Source organism: Corynebacterium sp. ZY180755 (genome assembly GCF_054331495.1).
The window spans coordinates 1,979,374-2,002,210 of the sequence record NZ_CM135811.1; the positions used below are offsets into that span (position 1 = coordinate 1,979,374).

The 22,837-nt window shown below is 58.4% G+C and carries 22 protein-coding genes and 2 tRNA genes; 9 read left to right on the forward strand and 15 right to left on the reverse strand.

Features of this window, described 5'->3' with window-relative positions; all coding sequences use genetic code 11:
- Positions 1-444: 444 nt before the first annotated feature.
- The gene (locus ACXM2N_RS09025; protein ID WP_458491110.1) at positions 445-1,176 is read left to right on the forward strand and encodes a TetR/AcrR family transcriptional regulator; all 732 of its coding nucleotides are present in this window, start codon (positions 445-447) and stop codon (positions 1,174-1,176) included.
- A 56-nt stretch (positions 1,177-1,232) separates the two neighbouring features.
- On the opposite strand, the gene clpX is transcribed toward ACXM2N_RS09025, so the two are convergent.
- Positions 1,233-2,519, reverse strand: coding sequence for an ATP-dependent Clp protease ATP-binding subunit ClpX (clpX, locus tag ACXM2N_RS09030; protein WP_458487963.1), 1,287 nt, complete (start codon positions 2,517-2,519; stop codon positions 1,233-1,235).
- 195 nt (positions 2,520-2,714) lie between these two features.
- On the opposite strand from clpX, the gene ACXM2N_RS09035 reads away from it, so the two are divergent.
- Both ACXM2N_RS09035 and ACXM2N_RS09040 read left to right on the forward strand, forming a co-directional pair.
- Positions 2,715-3,173: a GNAT family acetyltransferase gene (locus ACXM2N_RS09035; protein WP_458487965.1), complete on the forward strand. Its 459-nt coding sequence runs from the start codon at positions 2,715-2,717 to the stop codon at positions 3,171-3,173.
- An 84-nt stretch (positions 3,174-3,257) separates the two neighbouring features.
- Positions 3,258-4,211, forward strand: coding sequence for a hypothetical protein (locus ACXM2N_RS09040; RefSeq protein ID WP_458487967.1), 954 nt, complete (start codon positions 3,258-3,260; stop codon positions 4,209-4,211).
- A 356-nt stretch (positions 4,212-4,567) separates the two neighbouring features.
- Here ACXM2N_RS09040 and ACXM2N_RS09045 read toward each other — a convergent pair whose 3' ends face one another.
- The 5 genes from ACXM2N_RS09045 to ACXM2N_RS09065 form a co-directional block, all read right to left on the reverse strand.
- Positions 4,568-5,197, reverse strand: coding sequence for an ATP-dependent Clp protease proteolytic subunit (locus tag ACXM2N_RS09045; RefSeq protein ID WP_458487969.1), 630 nt, complete (start codon positions 5,195-5,197; stop codon positions 4,568-4,570).
- Between the two features lie 30 nt (positions 5,198-5,227).
- A complete protein-coding gene (locus tag ACXM2N_RS09050) occupies positions 5,228-5,824 on the reverse strand; it encodes an ATP-dependent Clp protease proteolytic subunit (protein ID WP_458487971.1) in 597 nt (198 codons plus the stop codon).
- 244 nt (positions 5,825-6,068) lie between these two features.
- Positions 6,069-7,424 carry a trigger factor gene (gene tig, locus ACXM2N_RS09055; protein ID WP_458487973.1) on the reverse strand — a complete coding sequence of 452 codons (1,356 nt, stop codon included), beginning with the start codon at positions 7,422-7,424 and terminating at the stop codon, positions 6,069-6,071.
- 93 nt (positions 7,425-7,517) lie between these two features.
- Positions 7,518-7,594, reverse strand: a tRNA-Pro gene (locus ACXM2N_RS09060).
- A 277-nt stretch (positions 7,595-7,871) separates the two neighbouring features.
- Positions 7,872-7,946, reverse strand: a tRNA-Gly gene (locus tag ACXM2N_RS09065).
- 290 nt (positions 7,947-8,236) lie between these two features.
- Here ACXM2N_RS09065 and ACXM2N_RS09070 point away from each other — a divergent pair.
- The gene (locus ACXM2N_RS09070; protein WP_458487975.1) at positions 8,237-8,473 is read left to right on the forward strand and encodes a helix-turn-helix transcriptional regulator; all 237 of its coding nucleotides are present in this window, start codon (positions 8,237-8,239) and stop codon (positions 8,471-8,473) included.
- Between the two features lie 190 nt (positions 8,474-8,663).
- Positions 8,664-9,488: a DUF1542 domain-containing protein gene (locus ACXM2N_RS09075; RefSeq protein ID WP_458487977.1), complete on the forward strand. Its 825-nt coding sequence runs from the start codon at positions 8,664-8,666 to the stop codon at positions 9,486-9,488.
- Positions 9,489-9,643: 155 nt separating this feature from the next.
- Here the strand turns inward: ACXM2N_RS09075 and ACXM2N_RS09080 are convergent, their stop codons facing one another.
- On the reverse strand, positions 9,644-10,117 hold the full coding sequence (locus ACXM2N_RS09080; protein WP_458487979.1) for a ribose-5-phosphate isomerase: 474 nt from the start codon (positions 10,115-10,117) through the stop codon (positions 9,644-9,646).
- A 22-nt stretch (positions 10,118-10,139) separates the two neighbouring features.
- Complete coding sequence (locus tag ACXM2N_RS09085) at positions 10,140-10,757, reverse strand: mycothiol-dependent nitroreductase Rv2466c family protein (RefSeq protein ID WP_458487981.1); 618 nt, start codon at positions 10,755-10,757, stop codon at positions 10,140-10,142.
- Positions 10,758-10,931: 174 nt separating this feature from the next.
- On the opposite strand from ACXM2N_RS09085, the gene pepN reads away from it, so the two are divergent.
- Entirely contained in the window at positions 10,932-13,580 is a 2,649-nt protein-coding gene (gene pepN, locus ACXM2N_RS09090) for an aminopeptidase N (protein ID WP_458487983.1), read from the forward strand.
- A gap of 59 nt (positions 13,581-13,639) precedes the next feature.
- Positions 13,640-14,143 carry a DUF1707 SHOCT-like domain-containing protein gene (locus ACXM2N_RS09095; protein WP_458487985.1) on the forward strand — a complete coding sequence of 168 codons (504 nt, stop codon included), beginning with the start codon at positions 13,640-13,642 and terminating at the stop codon, positions 14,141-14,143.
- On the opposite strand, the gene ACXM2N_RS09100 is transcribed toward ACXM2N_RS09095, so the two are convergent.
- Positions 14,140-15,096 (reverse strand): alpha/beta hydrolase fold domain-containing protein, encoded by a 957-nt coding sequence (locus ACXM2N_RS09100; RefSeq protein ID WP_458487987.1) that lies wholly within the window; start codon positions 15,094-15,096, stop codon positions 14,140-14,142. The genes ACXM2N_RS09095 and ACXM2N_RS09100 overlap by 4 nt on opposite strands.
- An 85-nt stretch (positions 15,097-15,181) precedes the next feature.
- Positions 15,182-16,351 carry a cystathionine gamma-synthase gene (locus tag ACXM2N_RS09105; protein ID WP_458487989.1) on the reverse strand — a complete coding sequence of 390 codons (1,170 nt, stop codon included), beginning with the start codon at positions 16,349-16,351 and terminating at the stop codon, positions 15,182-15,184.
- A gap of 207 nt (positions 16,352-16,558) precedes the next feature.
- On the opposite strand from ACXM2N_RS09105, the gene ACXM2N_RS09110 reads away from it, so the two are divergent.
- Positions 16,559-17,614 carry a mechanosensitive ion channel family protein gene (locus tag ACXM2N_RS09110; RefSeq protein WP_458487991.1) on the forward strand — a complete coding sequence of 352 codons (1,056 nt, stop codon included), beginning with the start codon at positions 16,559-16,561 and terminating at the stop codon, positions 17,612-17,614.
- Between the two features lie 10 nt (positions 17,615-17,624).
- Positions 17,625-18,050, forward strand: a complete 426-nt coding sequence (locus ACXM2N_RS09115; protein WP_458487993.1) for a globin — start codon at positions 17,625-17,627, stop codon at positions 18,048-18,050.
- 22 nt (positions 18,051-18,072) lie between these two features.
- On the opposite strand, the gene ACXM2N_RS09120 is transcribed toward ACXM2N_RS09115, so the two are convergent.
- From ACXM2N_RS09120 to ettA, 5 genes are all read right to left on the reverse strand, one after another.
- Entirely contained in the window at positions 18,073-18,714 is a 642-nt protein-coding gene (locus tag ACXM2N_RS09120) for a hypothetical protein (protein ID WP_458487995.1), read from the reverse strand.
- A 2-nt stretch (positions 18,715-18,716) separates the two neighbouring features.
- On the reverse strand, positions 18,717-19,142 hold the full coding sequence (locus tag ACXM2N_RS09125; protein WP_458487997.1) for an acyl-CoA thioesterase: 426 nt from the start codon (positions 19,140-19,142) through the stop codon (positions 18,717-18,719).
- 209 nt (positions 19,143-19,351) lie between these two features.
- Positions 19,352-19,699, reverse strand: a complete 348-nt coding sequence (locus ACXM2N_RS09130) for a hypothetical protein (RefSeq protein ID WP_458487999.1) — start codon at positions 19,697-19,699, stop codon at positions 19,352-19,354.
- Positions 19,700-19,804: 105 nt separating this feature from the next.
- Positions 19,805-20,920, reverse strand: coding sequence for an HNH endonuclease signature motif containing protein (locus ACXM2N_RS09135; RefSeq protein WP_458488001.1), 1,116 nt, complete (start codon positions 20,918-20,920; stop codon positions 19,805-19,807).
- Between the two features lie 187 nt (positions 20,921-21,107).
- Positions 21,108-22,778 carry an energy-dependent translational throttle protein EttA gene (gene ettA / locus ACXM2N_RS09140; RefSeq protein ID WP_458488003.1) on the reverse strand — a complete coding sequence of 557 codons (1,671 nt, stop codon included), beginning with the start codon at positions 22,776-22,778 and terminating at the stop codon, positions 21,108-21,110.
- Between the last annotated feature and the right edge of the window lie 59 nt (positions 22,779-22,837).

The window sequence follows — 22,837 nt, forward strand, 5'->3', positions numbered from 1 at the left end:
CTTTGCATTCTTGCAGGTCAAAGGGAATTAAAAACGAATAACTGTGTCAGTTTTCACAGGAAAAGCGCGATAATCGGGCACTATCTCAACTATTCTCACACATTCCCACCATGATGCCCGATTCCACACAAAGCCACCAAAACAGGTTGCACTCAGAATGCAAAACAAAAGTAATCAGACATCGTTACCCCCGAAATGATGAGGTTGGGCGCGAACTACCACACAATATGGAAATTCAATTCCGCTTAGCTATCTCCAGCTGTAACGTTTCAGACAAAGCGTGCCCACAACCACGTGGCGCGCCCCACTACAGCGAACCTGCAAACACTGCCCACCAACCCCCACGCTTTCTACACCTAGGAGCACATCTTGAGCCAGCCCGATTCTTTAGCCTCAGAACACCAGCCAAAGGATTCCCAGCCGGCGCCAGGAAACCGCGATGAACTGGGCCACGGTGGCGACATAGCTACCAAAGACGTACTCAACATCGCACTGCGCAAGTTCGCCGCCTTAGGATTCGCAGACGCAAAACTTGAGGCCATTGCTAAAGAATCCGGCATGAGCAAACGCATGCTCCACTACCACTTCGGTGACAAAAAAGGCCTCTACCGCCAGACCCTAGAACACGCCATCACCGTCCTACGCCCAGCAGGCGCAGACATTGAAGTACCCGCAGGTACCCCCGTAGTGGACGGCGTCCGCCTAGTCACAGACGCCCTGTTCGCCGCGTACGTTAACAACCCAGACGCCGTGCGCATGCTGCTTCTAGAAAACCTCCACCACTACGGCAAAGTGGGCGAAGGCAACCCAATCTTGGACCAGTCCGCAGTCATCCTGCAACTGGACAAACTGCTCATGCAAGGTCAAGATTCCGGCGCATTCCGCCCCGGTATTTCTGCGATGGATGTATTCACCATGGTCATCTCCATGGCCGTATTCCGCCTATCCAATCGCAACACCATGCTCAATCTATACAACTTTGACACTCTGGATGAAGAAAACACCCAAGGCATGGCCCGCATGGCATCAGACGCCGTACTAACCTTCCTCACCAGTAACCTCAAATCCACCAACGCTGTCAGCTACCTCACCGCTGGCGTCGGTTTCGATGCCCCAGATAAGGAACACCAAGAAGCTGCTAGCTACGACGTGGAATCGGACATCTTCGAAGTATAAGCACACACTAAGGGCCGGTGAACGAAAAGCTCGTTCACCGGCCCTGTGGTGTGTACTTAGGCGATCTTCTCGTCCTCATCACGGTCTACTAGGACCGGCTCAGATTCACCACGCACGGACTCCGGGGTGATGACGACACGGGAAATGTCCTCGCGATCAGGGATGTCATACATGACCGGCACCAAGATCTCTTCCATAATGGCGCGCAGGCCACGGGCGCCAGTATTGCGCTCGATAGCCTGATCGGCAATTTCCGCAAGAGCATCCTCCTGGAATTCCAAGACCACGCCATCCATGTCAAAGAGGCGCTCATATTGCTTGACCAGGGAGTTCTTTGGCTCAGTAAGAACCTTCACCAATGAAGCCCTATCCAAGTTGCCCACGGTTGCCACGATTGGCAGACGACCAATGAACTCTGGGATGAGACCAAACTTAACCAGATCCTCCGGCAGGACATCCTTAAAGATGTCTACCTCATCCTTTTCTTCCTTGCCCAGCAGCTCAGCGCCAAATCCAAGGCCCTTCTTGCCACGGCGGTCCTCAATCACCTTTTCCAAGCCAGCGAATGCACCAGCCACAATGAACAGGATGTTGGAGGTGTCCAGCTGGATGAAGTCCTGGTTAGGGTGCTTGCGCCCGCCCTGTGGCGGAATCGATGCGACCGTGCCCTCCAAGATCTTCAACAGCGCCTGCTGCACGCCCTCACCAGAGACATCCCGAGTGATAGACGGGTTGTCCGACTTGCGGGAGATCTTGTCCACCTCATCCACGTAGATGATGCCGCGCTGCGCGCGCTCGACATCGAAATCTGCTGCTTGCAGCAGCTTGAGGAGGATGTTCTCAACATCCTCGCCTACATAACCGGCCTCCGTGAGAGAGGTGGCGTCTGCGATGGCGAAGGGGACGTCGAGAAGCCTAGCCAGAGTCTGCGCGAGGTAGGTCTTACCGGAACCCGTAGGACCCAACATCAAGATATTGGACTTCTGCAGCTCAGTCTCATCCTCCGCAGAACGGCGGGTAGACTTCGCGCGCGCTTCCTCAGCACGAACACGCTTGTAATGGTTGTACACAGCCACGCTCAGGATGCGCTTGGCATCGTCTTGGCCGATAACGTACTTGTCCAAGAATGCTGAGATCTCAGACGGACGCGGCAGCTTATCACCGCGCTCCTTCTGCTCATTCTGGGCCTTACCCAGCTCTTCTTCAATGATCTCGTTGCAGAGCTCAATACACTCGTCGCAGATATACACACCGCCACCAGCAATGAGCTTCTTCACCTGCTTCTGGCTCTTTCCACAGAAGGAGCACTTCAGCATATCGGCGCTTTCTTGCATACGTGCCATTGAAAAGCTTTTCTCTTTCCTCGCCCAACAAACTTACAACCGCACCCATTGTAGACCCCTCACTGCGCCACAGCATGACCGCAGCAAAAGGCAACAAAAAGGTAGTACCCCACTCTATCGAAACCACGCGACATTGACCGCCGACGCCACCGGAAAGCGAACAAGAAGTTCCCCACATCAACTACCCTAAAATTCATGATCATCACGACAGCCACCTTTGACCAGATCGATGAGATTGTCGCGCTCTGGGAAGAATGCAAACTCACACGCCCATGGAATGATCCTGAAGCTGAGGCGGCCCAAGCCATCGACGCCCCAATGAGCGAAATCCTGATCGCCCTAGAAGGCGTAGATGAAGACGAAGAACTATCAAAGGACGTGGTGGGCAAGCCTGAGATCATCGGCACCGCGCTCGTAGGCTTTGACGGCCACCGAGGCTCACTGTACTACGTGGCCACGAAACCAATCCGCCAAGGCCAGCGCATTGCAACCCAGCTCATCGACGTCGCCGAGAAGTGGCTCGCTGACCGCGGAGCGTCCAAAGTACAGCTCATGTTTGAGCCCAGTGACGAACAGCTCCAAGGATTCTACGAGCACCTAGGCTACGGAGTCAGCGAGATGACGCTCATGCACAAGCAGGTCAATCAAGACTAAATTCCTTGTCCTTTAGGGAACCGATCCGGCCCTTTCCGCTTCTAACTCAAGTAACCAGAGTTCTCAAGCGAAAGGCCGGATTTCTTGTTTTCATCAGCTAGCCTCACCAGCACCCAGCGCAATCGACTACCCGCTGAGGTCCTTGCCGGCACCCTGATTCGTGTGCGCCGCGGATACTACGAACACACAAGCAAGTGGACGCGACTGTATAACTATGACAAACACCGCCTGCGGGCGATAGCACTGGGCGACAAGCTCACCGCAGGGGCACTCACTGGAGCCTCCGCGGCCACCGTTCTGGGCCTGCCCATCCGCATTACAGCCGCTACCCCGCTGGTGATGGTTGGCAAGTCCAAAGCTCATTCACAGGAGGATGGTCTCCAGCGAGTTGTGTGGTCACGTGGCGAGCAGTCACGGGTCACACACGTCCATGCCGAAGGTTTTACTGTGCCGGTAACGAGTCTGCCGTTCTGCCTAGCCGAGCTGGCGCGCGGCCTCTCCGTTGAGGAGGCAGTGGTAGCAATGGATCATTGCCTACACAACAAGCTCGTTACTCCAGCCGAGTTAACGGAAATGGCGAACGTGTACAAGCGCAAACCCCATGCGGGGCGCGTTATCCTCGCCGCCGACTTAGCCGAAGGATTAACAGAAAGCCCCATGGAAACGCGACTGCGATTGGCCATGCTGCGTGCGGGGCTCAGTGGCTTCCTCATCCAGCCGGAGATAGTGCTGTTCGGCATCAACAGGTTTATCCGGCCTGATTTCTTCTTCCCCGACAACCAATTGATCGTGGAATACGACGGGCAAGCGAAGTACGACAGTAGAGCCACTGCAGCATTCGACGACATGAACCGGATGCACGCGGCCGCTAACTGTGGCATTACATTTCTGCGCGTGAATAAAGAGTCGTTTTCCTCCGGCGCTTGGCTCAGGGATCTCCAGCGCTTACTCAGCCGACCTGCTGTCACCCCACACCCGGATGTTGGGATTCTCGGCGGTCAATTGTGCTCGAACCGATGGGTGATGGGCCAAAGCTAGGGAGTTTGGGCAAACGGGAGACAACGTTGGCTGTTGGGAATATAAAACCCCAGTTCGCCAGGTTGCGTTGTCGCAACGTTGTCTCCCGTTTGCCTGACCCAGTCAATTTCCCAACGATCTGCTTGCGGTCACCAAAGAGGTGGTAACCCCAGACGTGGTCCAGGATGCCGTACTCCACCCGTGGGAGGAGATGAAAGAAGCCCCGGCGGACGGGAGACAACGTTGGCTGTTGGGAACGTAAAACCCCAGTTCGCGAGGTTGCGTTATCGCAACGTTGTCTCCCGTTTGCCGGTTTTTGTAAGTTTCACGCAAAAACCCGCAACCACTTACGGTTGCGGGTTCTCAAGCACTAACTCTTACTGAGCGCTCTGCTTACGGTAATCGAAGACCTGGTCCACGATGCCGTACTCCACGCACTCCTGTGCGGTAAGGATCTTATCGCGGTCAGTATCAATACGGATCTGCTCTGCGGAGCGACCAGTGTGGCGAGCCAAGGTCTCATCCATCAGAGTTCGCATGCGCTCAATTTCCCTAGCCTGAATCTCCAGATCAGAAACCTGGCCACGTGCTCCCTCAGTTGCTGGCTGGTGGATCAGCACACGAGCGTTAGGCAGCATCGCACGCTTACCCGGTGCACCGGCAGCGAGAAGTACTGCAGCCGCGGACGCAGCCTGGCCGAGGCAGACGGTGCGTACGTCTGGGCGGACGTACTGCATGGTGTCATAAATTGCCATGAGAGAGGTGAATGAGCCACCTGGGGAGTTGATGTACATGGTGATCTCGCGATCAGGATCCATGCCCTCTAGAACTAGCAGCTGCGCCATGACGTCGTTAGCGGTGACGTCATCGACCTGGTTGGCCAGGAAGATGATGCGCTCTTCAAACAGCTTGTTGTATGGGTCAGTGGTCTTGGTGCCAAAAGCGGACTGCTCGACGAACTGTGGCAGCACGTAGCGAGAAGACGGCATCTGCATTCCGTTAGTCATTGGTGAATTCTCCTTTAAATCTGCTCGTGCTTAGTTAGCGATTGGGCCGTGTGCGGCGGAAATAACGTGGTCGACTAGGCCGTATTCCTTGGCCTCTTGAGCGGTGAACCAGCGGTCACGGTCAGAGTCCTTGGTGATCTGCTCGAAAGTCTGGCCAGTGTGCTCAGCAATAAGTTCGGCCATCTCACGCTTGGTCTGCGCGAACTGCTCAGCCTGGATGGCGATGTCAGCAGCGGTACCGCCCACACCTGCAGATGGCTGGTGCATCATAATGCGTGCGTGAGGCAGAGCGTAGCGCTTGCCCTTGGTGCCGCCGGATAGCAGGAACTGGCCCATGGACGCAGCAAGTCCCATACCGTAGGTGGCGATGTCGCATGGAGAGTACTTCATGGTGTCATAAATAGCCATGCCAGCGGTCACGGAACCGCCTGGGGAGTTAATGTACAGCGAGATATCGCGGTTTGGATCCTCTGCAGACAGCAGCAAGATCTGGGCGCACAGCTTGTTGGCGATCTCATCATCAACTTGGGTGCCGAGGAAAATAATGCGCTCACGCAGCAGGCGCTCGTAAACGGAATCGGACAGGTTCATACCTGCGCCGGCGGAAGCCAGTAGCTCATTGCTCATTGTTTTCGTACTCCTTGTTATCTATTCCTACGCGTGACTAGAACCCAAGATCCCAATTTCACGCGCGTTATACAATGCAACCCACCATACCAACGGAAAAGTCCCCGCATAGGCTCTGTTCGCTAACAGCGTTTAGCTCAGAAACCTACGCCCGTTAGCCGGAGAAATTTCAGTGTTCAGCAGGGACTTCCACGCGAAGGAGGGCTCAACCGTTGCCGGTTGAGCCCTCCGCAAAAGACAAGTATTACTTCTCTTCGGTTGCCTCTTCTGCTTCGTCCTCGTCCATGCCGAAGTAGACGTTAGGGTCAATTGCGTTGCCCTCTTCGTCCTTGACGGTGGTGCGGGTGATCACTGCTGCGAGTGCCTTGCCGCGACGAACGTCGGAGAACAGCTGGCCGATCTGGCCAGCGGACTGCAGCTGCTGGATGAACTGGTTAGGGTCCATGCCGTAGGACTGAGCGGTGAACAGGATGTGGTCAGTCAGCTCCTGCTGGGAAACCTCAGGGTTCTCCTGCTCAGCGACGGTGTCCAGGAACAGCTGGGTGCGGACAGCCTTCTCGGCTGCTTCCTTGTTGTCCGCATCGAACTGCTCGCGGGTCATGCCCTGAGCCTCGAGGGCCTTGTTCAGTGCAGCGTCGTCGTGTGCCAGCTGACCCAGGGTCTGGTGCAGCTGAGCGTGAGCCTGCTCTTCAACAACCTTCTCTGGGAGCTCGAACGTAGCCTTCTCCAGTGCAGCATCGAGAACGGCGTCGCGGATCTGTGCAGCCTGGTTAGCCTTAGCCTGCTCGCCTACGCGCTCAGCCAGGGACTCGCGCAGCTCCTCGACGGTGTCGAACTCGGACGCCATCTGTACGAAGTCCTCGTCCAGCTCAGGAAGCTTGCGCTCCTTGGACTGCTGAACGTGAACCTTAACTACAGCTTCCTTGCCCTCGTACTCACCCTGCTTGAGGGTGGTGGTGAACTCAGCGTCCTCGCCGGTCTTCATGCCGCGCAGAGCGGTGTCCAGGCCGTCGATCAGGTCACCTGCACCAATCTGGTAGGACATACCCTCAGCGTTAGCCTCTTCAATCTCCTCACCGTCAACGGTTGCGGAGAGATCGATGATGGCGAAGTCACCGGTCTTCATCTTGCGCTTGGTGTCCTTGAGCTCACCGAAGCGCTCACGGAGGCGCTCGATCTCAGCGTCGATAGCCTCTTCGTCAGATGGCAGAGCTGGGACGGTAACGGAGATCTCGGAGAAGTCTGGAACCTCGATCTCTGGGCGGACGTCTACCTCAGCGGTGAACTCGACAGTCTCGCCATCCTCCAGCTTGGTGATGTCGATCTCTGGCTGGCCAAGAGGAGTGATGTCATTCTCCTCCAGCGCCTGCTGGTAGCGGGTTGGGAGCATGTCATTGACAACCTGCTCCAGTACTGGGCCGCGACCGATGCGAGCGTCGATCAGCTGGCGTGGTGCCTTGCCCTTACGGAAACCTGGGATGTTTACCTGCTGTGCAAGTGCCTTGTATGCGTTATCGATCTCTGGCTTAAGCTCCTCGAAAGGAACCTCAACAGTCAGCTTGACGCGGGTTGCGCTCAGCTTTTCTGCGGAACTCTTCAACGTCAGTCACGCTCCTGGGTGGTTTATAAAAGTGTAAAAGTCTGGATATACAAGTATCACCCTCACCCAAATAACTTTGAGTGAGGGTGATATTGGTCGGGACGACAGGATTTGAACCTGCGACCCCCTGTACCCAAAACAGGTGCGCTACCAAGCTGCGCCACGTCCCGTTACAAGATGTACCTGAACAAGTTTGGGTCATTGCTTCACAAGGTGTCCCCTGTGCGGTACGGGATATGAGTTTAGACAACTTCCACGAAAAAACCTAATCGGCACACTATTCCCAGCTCAAAGGCACTTTTTAAAAGTTTAGACAGCAACCCATTTCTCCACACCGCACACCCCACCAACGGTGAGGAGCACGGCGACGCGGCACCCCGTGCCGAACAGGGGGACGTCGGCAAGAAAAAAGGAGCCCCACTTTCTTAAAGAAAGTGGGGCTCCTGGTGGAGGGGATGACGGGAATCGAACCCGCGTTATCAGTTTGGAAGACTGAAGTATTAGCCACTATACGACATCCCCACAGCATGCTTTCGCATGTGCTGGAACCCAACTGTATACGACACCGGCAAAACCAAGCAAATCACCACCCCACGTCAGCCGCGCGCAGGGTGATCAAAAATGGAGGAGTAACACCCTCCAGAGCAATCAATAGGAGTGATTGGCTTTACCTAAATTTACCCCCAAAAGCGTGTGACCAGCGAGAATAGCACACTTCCTACAATCCTATCTGCCCGCAGTTTTGCATTTTCTTAGGTTAAAAATGCAAGAAAACGCATGCAGCTTATTAATCGACTTATAGAATCATTCGCATGAAGCCAATGATTATCGACGCCAAAACCGGCACCGAACTGTGGACCGCCATTGAGTGCGCACAGTTTTCCGGTACGGCTCGTGGAACATTTACAAGCTATGCAGGTCGAGGTCGCGCACCTGAACCTGTAGCGCGTCTCCACGGACTGACTCTATGGAATAGCAATGACATTCGTTCATGGGTCGAAGAGCGCACCAAGGGCGCACAGGCGAAGAAGACGACAGAAGAGCCTTAGGGTTTGAGTCCTACTCTCAGTTTCTATCCACCGCCATTCCGCGAAGCACTAAACACGTGCTTCGCGTTTTTCTTTCCTACTCCCCCGCGGAACAATACAGGCGGCGGAAACGTTAGAAAAAGTAATGCTGATTCCTCACATTGTTGAGGCATTGTAGAGGTCAATCAACCACTTATCTTGGAGGCTTTAAATGGAAGCACTGTTACTTGCCGGCCTAGTCGTTGGCGGCCTGGTTTTCGCCGTATCGCGCAGCCAAGGCGGCAATACCAAGAAGCGCGAACAGGCTTCTTTCGAGGACGCCATGGCTGATGCCCGTAGGTGGACCGAGCGCCTTGGCGGACAGGTCCTTAATATCGCAGGTACAGACACCGCTTCCACGCAGGCGATCGCAGACGCATCCGAGCGCTTCACCGCAGCAAACTCCGCGCTATCTTCCGCCCAGACGGTCAAGCAGGCAGAGTTAGCGCGTGAATCCGCGCTCGAGGGACTGCACTACATGAACGCAGCCCGCGAGATCATGGGCCTGCCTGCCGGCCCTGAGCTTCCACCTCTCGAAGGCCAGCGCAAGGCCGGCAAGGTCACTGAGACCCGCACCATCAACCACGAGGGCCAAGAAATCACCGCGTCCCCAGTGGCTACAGATCGCACCCCGAACTACTACCCAGGTGGCATGGTTGCAGGCCGCCCAGTTCCTGCGGGCTGGTACTCCACCCCGTGGTGGGCTTCCGCTCTCACCACCGGCATGTGGACCGCTGCGTCCTTCATGATGTTCAGCTCCCTGTTCGGCGGCATGGCTGGTGTTGGTTACGGCGCCGACCAGTGGGAGGCCGGTTACGGTGACGGCTACGAGGACGGCCTCGCCGCCGCCGAGGGCGGCGACATGGGCGAGGCCGGCGAGATGGGCGAGGCCGGCGACATGGGCGACATGGGTGACGCCGGCGGTGACGGGGACTTCTTCGGCGGCGACGGCGGCATGTTTGACGGCGGCGGCTTCGATTTCGATTTCGACTTCTAAAACCTCTTTTTCGGGGGCTCACATTCTCACAGGATGTGAGCCCCCGTTTTTGCACTGATGAGGAGCCCAGGCCCATCGTTGCGGCCACAGGAGCCAAGAAAGCCTCCGCTGTTGTGCACTGAGCACAACAGCGGAGGCTTGAGTTGCTACGTAGTTTAGGATTCTGGGATCTCTGGTGCGATACCGGTGCGCTCGTAGTCAGCGAGGATGTCGATGCGGCGCTGGTGGCGTTCTGCCTTGCTCCACTCCTGGTCAAGGAAAGCATCAACGATCTTGAGTGCTTCTTCCTCGGAGTGCATACGGCCGCCGATGCCGATCAGCTGAGCGTTGTTGTGCTCGCGTGCCAGGCGTGCGGTCTCTTCAGACCATGCAAGTGCGCAGCGTGCGCCCTTAACCTTGTTGGCTGCGATCTGCTCGCCGTTGCCGGAGCCACCAAGTACGATGCCCAGGGAGCCTGGGTCGTTGACTACGCGGCTAGCTGCCTCGATACAGAATGCTGGGTAATCGTCATCAGCATCGTAGGTGTGGGCACCGCAGTCGATGACCTCGTGGCCAGCCTTGGTGAGGTGCTCTTTAATTACATTTTTCGTTTCGAACCCTGCGTGGTCCGCTCCAAGATATACGCGCATGCTCTTTACCTTAGCCGAAACCTTAGTCGAACTTTGGGAATTCCGTGCGCGTGCGCTTCAGCTCGAAGAAGTATGGGTTGGAGGCCAGCTGGACGGAGGCGTCGAAGAGCTTGCCGGCGTCTTCGCCGCGTGGGATGCGGGTGATGACTGGGCCGAAGAATGCGGTCTCGCCGAACTTGACCACTGGGGTGCCTACCTCGTCGCCCACGGCGTCCATGGCCTGCTGGTGGTAGCCCTTGAGGGATGCGTCGGCGTCCTCGGTATCCGCCACTGCTGCGTAGGACTCATCGAGGCCGACCTCAGCGAGGGCCTTCTTGATGAGCTCGTTGTAGGCGCCCTTTTCCTTCTTACCGGACTCGCCGCCTGGGTGGATGAGCGTTCCGAGGGCGGTGTAGAGCTCGCCTACCTTCTCTGGCTCCTTGTCAGCAACGGCAGCAAAGACACGCGCTGGGCCCCACGCCGCAACCATGCGCTCCATGTACTCAGGGTCTAGATCGCGGCCTTCGTTGAGGACAGCCAGGCTCATAGGGATCCACTCGACCTCAATGTCGCGTACCTTTTCTACTTCCTTAATCCAGCGGCTAGTCACCCACGCAAATGGGCACGTTACGTCGAACCAGAATGAGACTTTGTCAGCCATTGTTTTTCTCCTTAGTAGTTTTCTTTCGCGGGCGGTGGTGATCTCCCGTTTGATATCCCGCACCTCAACCAGCGTATGCGCGCAGTCCTTGTTTGTGCCACGTTGGTATTCTGGTGAGCCGTACGTTGACCGCATCCAGGTACTGCGGAAAGCTAGAAAGAAGGATGAATAAGAATGTCTTCGACTAATCTGACCCTCACCGAAGCCCGCCACCGAGCACGCCTTTTGAGCGTCAATCATTATGACTTTGCCATTGACGTCACCGGCGCACCACAGGGCGAGGAGACCTTCCCCTCCACCACCGTGGTCACCTTTGAGGTGAAAGAGGAGGGCTCCACGTTCATTGACTTGATCGCGCGCAGCGTGTCTCTAGTTGAGCTCGACGGTGAGGACATCACCGCAGCCGCCGTTTCTACCGCCCAGGAGGGCGCTAAGGCGGGCTCCTATGACTCCAAGAAGGGCATCGCGCTGAACAATCTCAGAGTGGGCCAGCATGAGCTCAAGGTGGTTGCGGAGTGCGAGTACAACCACAACGGCCAGGGCCTGCACGTGTTTACGGACCCCGCAGACGATGAGACTTACCTGTACACCCAGTTCGAGACCGCGGACGCCAAGCGTGTCTTTGCGTGCTTTGACCAGCCAAACCTGAAGGCTACCTACACCATTTCTGTTACCGCGCCGGATGAGTGGGAGGTCATCACCAACGCGCCCCAGCGCCGGACCAGCGCGCCTGCCGGTAGCGGTACGGTCAACATGTCTGAGGTGGACTACCCGCTGTCCACGTACCTGATCGCCATCTGTGCCGGCCCGTACGCCTCCGTGACCGATACCTGGCAGGGCACGCTCACCCACCACCCAGAGACCCCAGAGGACCAGCCGCACGAGCTGGAGATTCCGCTGGCCATTTACTGCCGCAAGTCCCTGTTTGAGCACCTGGACGCTGAGACCATCTTCACTGAGACCAAGCAGGGCTTTGACTTCTACCACGCGAACTTTGGCGTGGCGTACCCATTTGGCAAGTACGACCAGCTGTTCGTGCCGGAGTTCAACGCGGGTGCGATGGAAAACGCCGGCTGCGTCACCTTCCGCGACGAGTACGTATTCACCTCCAAGGTGACCAAGTCTCGCTACGAGCGCCGCTGCGACACCATCCTGCATGAGATGGCGCACATGTGGTTCGGCGATTTGGTGACCATGCAGTGGTGGGATGACCTGTGGCTCAATGAGTCCTTCGCAACCTGGGGCGCCGCTATTTCCCAGGCTGAGGCCACCGAGTACTCCAACGCCTGGGTGACCTTCGCTAACGCAGAGAAGTCCTGGGCCTACCAGCAGGATCAGCTACCATCCACGCACCCCATCTCTACTGACGCGTCTGACATCGAGACGGTGGAGCAGAACTTCGACGGCATCACCTACGCCAAGGGTTCCTCCGTGCTCAAGCAGCTGCAGGCGTACGTGGGCCGCGAGAACTTCTTCGCGGGCGTGCGCCAGCACTTTGCTAACCACGCGTTTTCTAACGCCACCTTTGATGATCTCCTCGGCGCGTTCGAGAAGGCCTCCGGCCGCGACCTCTCCGGCTGGGCTGACCAGTGGCTCAAGACCACCGGCATCAACACCCTGTCCCCGCAGTTCACGCTTACCGACGACGGCACCTACGCAACCTTCAACGTAGCCCAGTCCGGCGCGGCCCCAGGTGCGGGTGAAACCCGCACCCACCGCACCGCGGTGGGCCTGTACTCCTTGGACGACAGCGGAGCTGTCGTTCGCACCAAGCGCGTCGAACTGGACGTGGAGGGCGCAACCACTGAGGTTCCTGAGCTCGTCGGAGAGCCAAAGGCTGACCTGGTGATCGTCAATGATGATGACCTCACCTACTGCCTCATCGGGCTGGACGAGGACTCCGCGGCCTTCGTGGTGGACAACATCGATAAGATTGAGGACCCCATGGCGCGCACCCTATGCTGGTCCGCCTCCTGGGAGATGACCCGCAGCCAGCAGATGAAAGCGCGCGACTTCATCGCACTGATTGCCAAGGGCGCAGCCTACGAGACCGAAATCTCCGTGCTTGACCGCATCCTCCTGCAAGCGGTGAGCGCGCTCAAGACCTACGCTGATCCAGAGTGGGCCAAGGCAGAAGGCGCTGACATCCTGGCTGATGCGCTCATCGCCGGCGCCCAGACCGCAGCCCCTGGCTCAGACTTCCAGCTCGCCTTCATCCAGGCACTGGCCAAGGCACCGCTCAACACCGCGGCAGTCAACGTGTTTGATCAGATCCTAGCCGGCAACGCGCCGTTCAAGGGCCTACAGATTGACTCTGACCTCAAGTGGTGGGCCCTGACCGCCCTGATCGCGCACGGCACCATCCAGAACCCAGCCGCTGCGGTGGACGAGCTCCTTTCCGAGGACAAGACCTCCTTCGGCCAGGTAGCCGCACTGCGCGCGCTCGCCGCAGTCAACACCGACGAATCCAAGGCAGGCGTGTGGGACGAGGTGACCGCGCTGCCATCCACCCTGGGCAACCTGGCCATGCGCCACAAGCTAGAGGGCCTGACCTTCACCGGCTCCGGCCAACACCTCCAGCGCTTCAACGAGCGCTTCTTCGAGATCGCCCGCCCCATCTGGGACGAGCTGTCCAACGACGGCGCCGCCGACATCCTCGCCGGCACCTACCCACGCTGGGACATCACCGAGGAGGGCATCGCCCGCGCGAAGAAGTTCCTCGCCGACGAGACCCTGCCAAGCGGCCTCAAGCGCGTGGTCTCTGAGCGCACGGCCGAGGTAGAGCGCGCCCTAGCAAACCAGCGCTTCGACGCCGCCCAGTAGCCCGCCCACGCTTACTAGTGCTAGGTTGCGTACTGAGCACTAGTAAGTGAGGTCAATGCATGGACAAGCGAGTAGGAACAGCAGACCGAAACCACGCGCTGGACGTACTGAGCAACGCGTTTGCTGACGGATACCTGACCCTGCAGGAGTTCGACGAGCGCTCAGGGCGCGTGGTCGAGGCCACCTACCGCGCGGACATCGAGCATCTCCTGGCCGACCTCCCTCAGGACCCCACCGAAATGGCCATCCGCGGGCTGCCCCACCACCGCGCGGAAGCCGAATTAGCGCAGCTGCGCCGCAAGGGCAAGATTCTCAAGATCACGGACTCTGTCACCATTGCGTTCATGGCGTTCTGCTTTGTGGTGGCGATCCTCACCGGGCAGAACTGGCCCCTCTTCTTGGGCATCTTTGGCACGGGTGCCGGTCTCATTGGAGGCCGCGTTATCCTCGGCTTGAGCGATGCCGAGGAAGACTTCCTTGAAGAAATCGAGGCGGAAGAACTTAACAACCGCGAGGAGCGCCTGCGTATCGCGCTGAAACGACGCAAGGAAATGGGCAGCTAGTTAGCCGCCTTGATGATCTGGGCTATGTCCCTGCGGGCGTCGCGAGCTTCCTTAATGGGAAATACCGGCCACACATGGTTCATGCCCTCCACCTCGTGATAATCCACATCAATGCCGCGCTCCCTAGCGATGCGGCAGAGCTTGCGGGCGTCCGCGTTGAGGACGTCATAGGTGCCGGTGAACACGGAGATCCTGCCCAAGTTCTCCAAGCTTCCGTACATGGGCGACACGCGGTGATCCGTGGTATCCCACTCCCCCGCCCACATCTCGCCGGCCACGATCATGGTGGTCAGATCCAGCATGGAGTCATTGTCCTGAATGGCGGCGGCGGCCTCGTCCGTCATGGTGAGATCTAGCCACGGGGAAATCAAGATGATCTCGCGTGCACCGGGCTTGCCTTCGGCTGCGCGCAGCTGGGATAGCGCCAGCGCCATGCCGCCGCCGGCGGAGTCTCCCATCACCACGTCTGGGTTGAGCTCGTCCCACACCTTCATCATCATGGGGATGACCTCGCTGGCGGTGTGATTGGGGGCCAGCGGGTACAAAGGCATAAATATCTCTGCCTGGGCATTGCGGGCGAGCTCCTCTGCCATGAGCTCCTGGAACACGAAAGGGCGATGAGCGTAGCCGCCGCCATGGATATAGAGGACGCGGGTAGTGGAGGAATCCGCGTCATCGCCGTAGCGGATGGTGTCAATGCCGGCGATGGTGGAGCGGGACACGGTGGGCATGAAGCCTATGCGGGAGCGCCAGTAGCCGTCGTTGAGCAGGCGCTGGCGGCGGACAAACTTCTCCGCGGCCTCGCGCTCACGCAGGGGGCCGCGGCGGTTGAAGGTGCGGATGACGCGGTCTGCGCCCACTGCGCCCGGGCTGCGGGGATCAAACTCGTCGCGGCCAATAAGGCCCCACGTGGACAGCCATAACTTCCAGTACAACTGGAGGCCTTCCAACACGGCGGTTAGTCCTAGTCCCTTGAGTCTCAACGAAAACCCTCAATCAAAAACGGTTGTGGTGATGCGTTCGAGCCTACAAAACGGACTACGCCTGTGCCACTGCCTCCAGTGCGGTGTCGATGTCTGCGAGGAGATCCTCAATGTCCTCGATACCCACAGAGATACGGACCAAGTCACGTGGGACCTCCAGCTCGGAGTCCGTGACGGACTGGTGCGTCATGGTAGCTGGGTGCTCCAACAGGGACTCCACGCCACCTAAAGACTCAGCCAAGCAGATGAGCTTGGTGTTCAGGCAGAAGGCGCGGGCGGCGTCCTCAGAATGGAAGCGCACAGAAATCATGGCGCCAAAGCGGCGCATCTGCTTCTTAGCCACCTCGTGGCCTGGGTGGGACTCAAGGCCTGGGTACGCAACGGAGGCGACCAACTCGTGGGCGTCCAGGTGCTTTGCGATGACCTCGGCGTTGTCGCAGTGGCGGTCCATGCGCACGGCCAGGGTCTTGATGCCGCGGGCGGTGAGGTAGGCGTCGAACGCGGATGGGATGGGGCCCGCACCGCCCTGCATGAACAGCAGATCCTCATCAATCTGGGCGTCATTGGTGACGACAACGCCGCCCACAACGTCAGAGTGGCCGCCCAAGTACTTGGTGGTGGAGTGCAGAACTACGTGCGCACCCAGCTCCAGAGGGTTCTGCAGGTACGGGGACGCGAAGGTGTTGTCCACCACCAGCTTGGCTTCCGAGCCGGAGACAACCTCAGCCACGGCGGCGATGTCCGTGATGGCCAGGCCTGGGTTGGATGGCGTTTCCAGCCACACTACCTTGGTGTTCTCGCGCAAAGCCTCTGCCACCTGGGAGGCGTCCGTGGTGTCTACCACGGTGTAATTGATGCCCCACTGGGAGAAGATGGAATCGATCAGGCGGTAGGTTCCGCCGTAGGCATCATGGCCGAAGATCATGTGGTCACCTGGCTTGAGCAGGACGCGCAGGAGGACATCAGTAGCCGCCATGCCGGATGCGAACGCGCGACCAAACTGGGCCTTCTCCAGCGCAGCCACCGTCTGCTCAAGCGCCGTGATGGTTGGATTGCCGCAGCGGGTGTACTCGTAGCCACCGCGCAGCTCATTGAGACCGTTCTGGGCGAACGTGGTGGAAGCGTAAATAGGGGTGTTGATGGGGCCGTACAGGGAGTCGGGCTCGTAGCCAGCGTGGATGCTGTTGGTGGAAAACCCTTGGGATCGTGGATCAGCAGCAGACATGGGGACTCCTCAATCAGATAAAACGCTACAAAGTTATCCCCAGATAGTAGACCAAGCTGTCCATTTCTTACAGACTTCCGCCACTTTGGCCCAAGACGCCGCGCCCATAAGAGCCAAACCTGCACCACACACGGTTGCGCGGATCACACATCGCGATGAATAAAATTCCTTTTGGCTCACGCCCTAAGCGTTACTAAGGTGGGTTCCATGATTGTTGCGCAAGACGAAGCCCCCACCACTGTTTTTGACGTCAAACCCACCAATGTCATCACCCCAGCTCCCACCGCTGGTGAACGCATTGAAGAAGCGACGGAAGAACTCAACCGCTTCCAGCGCTGGCTCGCCAGCGACCAGGTCCAGCAGTGGCTCGTGGAAAAGCCTTTCGAGATCATCCTCACCATCATCGGCGCCATCCTGCTGCACGCCATCCTGGTGTTTGTCATCAACAAACTGGAAAAGATCAACATTGGCAAATCCCTGCGCGTACAGTCCGCCCTGGCGGCGCGCTTAGGGCGCCGCAACGCGGGCGCCGCCAGCAAGCGCGGCCAAGCCACCGAGGCGATGGTGGCCACCCAGGAGGAGCGGCGCCAGTCGCGCATTAGGACCCTGAGCTCCGTCGGAAAGTCCGCAGTAGCGATCTTCGTGTGGGTGTGGGCAGTCATTGCCATCCTGACCACCGTGGGCGTCAACGTGACACCACTGCTCGCCTCCGCCGGTGTGGCCGGCGTGGCCCTGGGCTTCGGCGCGCAAAGCCTGGTCAAGGACTTCCTGTCCGGCATCTTCATGCTCATCGAAGACCAGTACGGCGTGGGCGACTGGATCAACGTGGGCGAAGTAGAAGGCACCGTAGAAGAAGTCACCCTGCGACTAACCACCCTGCGCGACAACAACGGCACCCTGTGGTACATCCGAAACGGCGAAATCCTGCGCATCGGCAACTCCTCACAGGAATACGCCGTAGCCGTCATCAACTCCCCTGTCTCACTGAAAGCCGACACCAACGAGGCCACCGAAGCCGTCAAACGCGCCGTGGAACAAGCCATCGAACGCCCCGACATTGCCGAACTGCTGCTCAAGGAACCAGAGTTCGACGGCGTCAACGCCATCAAGGTGGACCACATGATCATCCGCACCCGTCTCGAAGTGCTGCCAGGCCAACAGTGGTTCGTCGAACGCGAGGTAGGCACCGCCATCATCCGCGAATTCCGCAAAGCAGGAATCCCCGCCCCCAACTTCGTCCCCACCACCAACCGACCAGAATAAGGAGCACGCCGTGCAGCTACCCGACCCCGCACAGCAACCAGCAAACCGCGCGCAACAACGCTTCTACGACTCCGTGGGCGGCGAAGAAACCTTCACAAAACTCGTCCACGAGTTCTACACCCGCATGCGCAACGACGACCTCATCGGCCCCATGTACCCCGACGACGACTGGGACGGCGCCGAAGACCGCCTACGCTGGTTCCTCGCCCAATACTGGGGCGGGCCGCAAACCTTCAGCGAACACCGCGGCCACCCACGCCTACGCATGCGCCACAACCGCTTCCCCATCGGGCCCGCCGAAGCCGAACGCTGGCTAGAGATCATGGACGCCTCACTGGCCACCATCGACGACACCACCCTCCCGCCAGCGCACCGCCGCGCCATGCGCGACCACATGGAGCGCGTGGCCATGATGCTGATTAACAAGGCGCCGTAAAACTGGGTGCGCTGGGGATCGGCTAAATGAGCAGGCTCAGGCCACGAGAGCTGTAAACGCTGCCGAAGGGGGCGTCAATGCGCACCCAGCGGCCACACTGGGAAACCCGCAGGTGGCGCGGCACGGAGGTGTCCTCGGCGAACATCGCCGGGATGAAGCCTAAGGAAGTACACGTGAAGATCTCCCGCATGGAGATCTCCGCGTGAGATGAGGTGGCCTCATTGGCCACCGTCAGCACCGTCTGATCCAAAAGCGACGCCGGTGGGCCCAAGGGCCCGGAAAACTGGCGCGCGAGCGCCTGGCCCTGGGTAGCGAGATCCTGAGCGACGGCGACGGGGATTTCGTCGATAAGCTGAAAACCGGCCACCGGCGGCAGCGCGCCAGCCCACGCAAAGTCACACGCAGTGAGGCTGGCAGACACAGAATCAGGAGAGCCCATGGCGGCCAAGAGATCCGCGGCGCGGGCCACGGAGCCGGAGCGGGACACGGTGCCGGCGGTGCGTCGGGAAGCAAGAGTAGAAAACGGCGTCTGAATAAACACCTCAACCACACCATCGCGCACCGACGACACACGCACCAACCCATCCGGGGAGGTACGCGTAAAACGCTGCAACATGGCCTTAACGCCCGCCGCAGCGTGCAAAGTTACATCAAAATGAGACATCGCTAGACAGTTGGCGCCACAGCGGCCTCAAGAACCGCACGCTCAGCCTCACTCAACGGACGCGCACGACCAGAATCAATATCCACAGCCACGGAAACAACCTCCACCACGCACGCCACCTTGCGGTCAGCGCCCTTAATCTCCTGGCGCGTAGCCAGAGAAGAATTGCCCACATGGGTGACAGAAGTTTCTACAACAACCTCCTGCGTACCCGGCAAAATCGGGCGGAAATACTCCACCTCAAGCTTGCGCACCACTACCGCCGGCATCTCCAGGCCAGCCTTATCAAAGAGACCGTAACCGTGCTCCATGCGAGCCTCCTGCGCCAACTCCACATAAGCAGAATTAGTAATGTGACCATAACGGTCAAAATCACCCCAGCGCACGGGGACTACACTCGAAAAAACATGCGGGTTGAGATCAGTCATTGTTCAGCCTCTTAAATTTAAGTATTCGTCCACTTGGTGTGCACTACAGGCACGACCCTAACAACCTTAGCCCCACTTTGGTGATTTAGCACACGCGAAACAACGCCATTCAGCAAAAGCAGCAGATCCGCTAGCACCCCAAACCATGAGGTGGCAGGAATAAAATAGCCCCGAACCGAGATAGCGGCGCGGGGGAACGTGCTGTGAGCCTACCTAGACTCAACGCGTGGGCGGTTAACCCAGGTGAGTTCAAAGCCCATGGCGTCGAAGAGGTCGAAGGCGTCCGTGGTGGCGTCCTCGATGCTATCTGCGACATCCTCACCACCGGACGTAATGTCCACCACCACTTCATCAGGGGTGGACTTAGCGACGTCGGTCACCTCCTGCACCATCCAGCCACCACGGCCACGCACACCCAGCTGATCCGTGGCGAGCTCATCAAACCACGCCTGCACCGCGGCGCGGGCGTTAGCACCACTGACGGTAAGGCGCACCGTCGCCGGCGCATCAATGCTGTTGTCTAACCAATCATGGTCCATCACGTATTTATTGCTCATGGCATACGAGTGTACGCATAAACGCCCACCACCAACGGCGGTGGGCGCGTGCCTGTAGCCGTAGCACCTTTAGGTGTTACGGCTGTTGTGTGTTTTTGGTGGGGTTTATCCGAAGATTTTTCTGCAGCCACCGAGCATGGCAAGCGGGTGCTGGTTTCTCCTATCCGGTAACCCGTAGGCTGATACCCAGTAGGCAAACGGTCCGCGTTTTTCAATGTGCCCGTGGATGTTGTTCCACCAGTCATCATCGTTGATCCCGTTGTGGTAGGCACATAGTGGCACCAAATTCTTGATGTTAGTGTCGCCACCGTTTTTCCATGCCACTACGTGGTGGAGTTGGCAGTCATCGAACGCCACCGTGCATCCTGGTGCTACACAGGTGGGGTTTTCCGCGAACGCCGCATAGCGTTGTTTCTGGTTGGCAAACCGTTGTGTGCGGAACATGTTGAGTGTGCCTTCTTCTTCATCCACAAGAGCAACCAGCCCATAATCGGTTAGTAGGCGTTCTAGGTATTCTTTATCCGATAGGACGGTGCCATCAGAACACACCACTTTAATACCGTCACCCTCACCACGAATGATTTTGGCGTGTTCTTCTACGGGGACTACTACTAGTGGTGTGTAGCCACCTTGGGGCACACCTGCGTCGCCGCGAAGGAGTTCGGCGAAGGCTTCACCCCGGGCCTGGTCCTTGGTTTTATCCTTATCCGCTTCCATCAGGCTTTTTACGGCTTCTTTAAGGCTGCGGTTGATGTCGGCCAGGTGTGCTTGGGGTGCGGTGAAATAGAGAGTGCCCATGCCGTCTGCACCACGGACGGTGCGCATCGCTGTTGTTCTCTTAGCGGGTGGTTGTTTCAGTTCTTTCACCCGCTTCAACGCGAGTGTGTTGATGACTGCTGCGGGGCGCTTCTTTCCGGTGAGTTCGCGCCAGAGGACCCATTGTTCGCGTTCAGTGGTGAGTTTTTCTACGTGTGCGCGGATCATGGTGAGTACGGACAGGGAGAACCCGTGTTCAATGGCTGCCTCGACGGTGCGGCGTTGCTGCATGGTGTACCGAGTTGTGCCGTAGAGCCAGGCGGCGGTGCCGATGAGTTCTTTTGCGTCGCGTGGGGCGATGGTGTCAAACTCCCAGTGTTTGCGGCCGTGGAATGCGCGCAGCAGGATGGCACCGCTGTTCATGGCGGTGAGGTAGTCCTGGAGTGCTGCGTGATCATCGGTCATGGCATCAACCGTAAACGCACACACAAGACCAGAAAAGCGGCCCCTAGGAAAACCGGCGATTCTGTGGATAACCCCCGAGGTTTCACCCCGAGGCGCCATTGGGGCCTGTGGATAACTCCTTAAAACACCGAACCCCGCCACCAGCGTGCGTGCTGGTGGCGGGGTATGAGCTGTGCCCGGCTGGGGTTTAGCGGGTCAGCTTGCGGTGGGTGACGCGGGATGGGCGTGCGGCCTCTGGGCCGAGGCGCTCAACCTTGTTCTTTTCGTAGTCCTCGAAGTTGCCCTCGAACCAGAACCACTGGCCCTCGGCAACGTTGCCTTCCCATGCGAGGATGTGGGTACAGGTGCGGTCCAGGAACCAGCGGTCGTGGGAAATGACCACTGCACAGCCAGGGAACTTCTGGAGTGCGTTTTCCAGGGAGCCCAGGGTTTCAACGTCGAGGTCGTTGGTTGGCTCGTCAAGCAGGATCAGGTTGCCGCCCTGCTTCAGGGTCAGGGCCAGGTTCAGGCGGTTGCGCTCGCCACCGGAGAGAACCTTGGATGGCTTCTGCTGGTCTGGGCCCTTGAAGCCGAACGCGGACAGGTACGCACGCGATGGCATTTCGTTCTGGCCAACGATGATGTAGTCCAGGCCATCAGAGACAACTTCCCATACGGTCTTTTCTGGGTCGATGTTCTCACGGTTCTGGTCAACGTAAGACAGCTTGACGGTCTGGCCAACCTTGACCTCGCCGGAGTCTGGCTCCTCCAAGCCGACGATGGTCTTGAACAGGGTGGTCTTACCCACACCGTTAGGGCCGATCACGCCCACGATGCCGTTGCGTGGCAGGGTGAAGGAGAGGTCCTTGATCAGGATGCGGCCGTCGAAGCCCTTGGTCAGGTTGTTAACCTCAACGACCTGGTTGCCCAGGCGTGGTGGGGTTGGGATCTGGATCTCTTCAAAGTCGAGCTTCTTGTACTGCTCTGCCTCTGCTGCCATTTCCTCGTAGCGCTGCAGACGAGCCTTGTTCTTGGCCTGACGTGCCTTAGCGCCGGAGCGAACCCACGCGAGCTCTTCCTTCAGGCGCTTCTGCAGCTTCTGGTCCTTCTTTCCTGCAACCTCAAGGCGCTGCGCCTTGGTCTCCAGGTAGGTGGAGTAGTTGCCCTCGTATGGGTAGAGCTTGCCGCGGTCAACCTCACAGATCCAGCCAGCGACGTGATCGAGGAAGTAGCGGTCGTGGGTGACGGCGAGGACGGCGCCCTTGTAGTCAGCGAGGTGCTTCTCCAGCCACTGCACGGACTCGGCGTCGAGGTGGTTGGTTGGCTCGTCAAGAAGAAGGAGGTCTGGCTCGGACAGCAACAGCTTGGCCAGCGCGACGCGGCGGCGCTCGCCGCCGGAGAGGTTGGTCACCGGCGCGTCGGAAGGCGGGCAACGCAGAGCCTCCATGGCCTGCTCAATCTTGGAGTCAACTTCCCACGCGTCGGCTGCGTCGAGCTCCTCCTGCAGCTTGCCCATTTCTTCCATGAGCTCATCGGTGTAGTTGGTGGCCATCTCCTCAGCGATGGCCTCGAAGCGCTGCTTCTTCTCAAAGATGCCGCCCAGGCCCTCCTCGACGTTCTCGCGAACAGTCTTCTCCTCATTCAGAGGTGGCTCCTGCAAAAGGATGCCCACGGTAGCACCTGGGTCAAGGAAAGCCTCGCCGTTAGATGGCTGGTCCAGGCCCGCCATGATCTTGAGGATGGATGACTTACCGGCACCGTTAGGGCCAACAACACCAATCTTTGCGCCTGGGTAGAACGCCATGGTGACGTTGTCCAAAATGACCTTGTCACCAATGGCCTTGCGCACGTTCTTCATCGTATAGATGAACTCGCCCACTGATAGTCCCCTTAAAGGTTTGAAAGTATTTCTTTTATCAGCCCTCTAGGGTACATGAT

Coding starts and splice junctions, on each gene's coding strand:
- ACXM2N_RS09130 (WP_458487999.1), bottom strand. CDS start 19,699: ATGAGCAATAAATACGTGATGGACCATGATTGGTTAGACAACAGCATT.
- ACXM2N_RS09105 (WP_458487989.1), bottom strand. CDS start 16,351: ATGTCTGCTGCTGATCCACGATCCCAAGGGTTTTCCACCAACAGCATC.
- ACXM2N_RS09120 (WP_458487995.1), bottom strand. CDS start 18,714: ATGTCTCATTTTGATGTAACTTTGCACGCTGCGGCGGGCGTTAAGGCC.
- clpX (WP_458487963.1), bottom strand. CDS start 2,519: ATGGCACGTATGCAAGAAAGCGCCGATATGCTGAAGTGCTCCTTCTGT.
- ACXM2N_RS09095 (WP_458487985.1), top strand. CDS start 13,640: ATGGACAAGCGAGTAGGAACAGCAGACCGAAACCACGCGCTGGACGTA.
- ACXM2N_RS09035 (WP_458487965.1), top strand. CDS start 2,715: ATGATCATCACGACAGCCACCTTTGACCAGATCGATGAGATTGTCGCG.
- ACXM2N_RS09080 (WP_458487979.1), bottom strand. CDS start 10,117: ATGCGCGTATATCTTGGAGCGGACCACGCAGGGTTCGAAACGAAAAAT.
- ACXM2N_RS09125 (WP_458487997.1), bottom strand. CDS start 19,142: ATGACTGATCTCAACCCGCATGTTTTTTCGAGTGTAGTCCCCGTGCGC.
- ACXM2N_RS09050 (WP_458487971.1), bottom strand. CDS start 5,824: ATGAGCAATGAGCTACTGGCTTCCGCCGGCGCAGGTATGAACCTGTCC.
- ACXM2N_RS09110 (WP_458487991.1), top strand. CDS start 16,559: ATGATTGTTGCGCAAGACGAAGCCCCCACCACTGTTTTTGACGTCAAA.
- ACXM2N_RS09135 (WP_458488001.1), bottom strand. CDS start 20,920: ATGACCGATGATCACGCAGCACTCCAGGACTACCTCACCGCCATGAAC.
- ACXM2N_RS09070 (WP_458487975.1), top strand. CDS start 8,237: ATGAAGCCAATGATTATCGACGCCAAAACCGGCACCGAACTGTGGACC.
- ACXM2N_RS09075 (WP_458487977.1), top strand. CDS start 8,664: ATGGAAGCACTGTTACTTGCCGGCCTAGTCGTTGGCGGCCTGGTTTTC.
- ACXM2N_RS09085 (WP_458487981.1), bottom strand. CDS start 10,757: ATGGCTGACAAAGTCTCATTCTGGTTCGACGTAACGTGCCCATTTGCG.
- pepN (WP_458487983.1), top strand. CDS start 10,932: ATGTCTTCGACTAATCTGACCCTCACCGAAGCCCGCCACCGAGCACGC.
- ACXM2N_RS09045 (WP_458487969.1), bottom strand. CDS start 5,197: ATGACTAACGGAATGCAGATGCCGTCTTCTCGCTACGTGCTGCCACAG.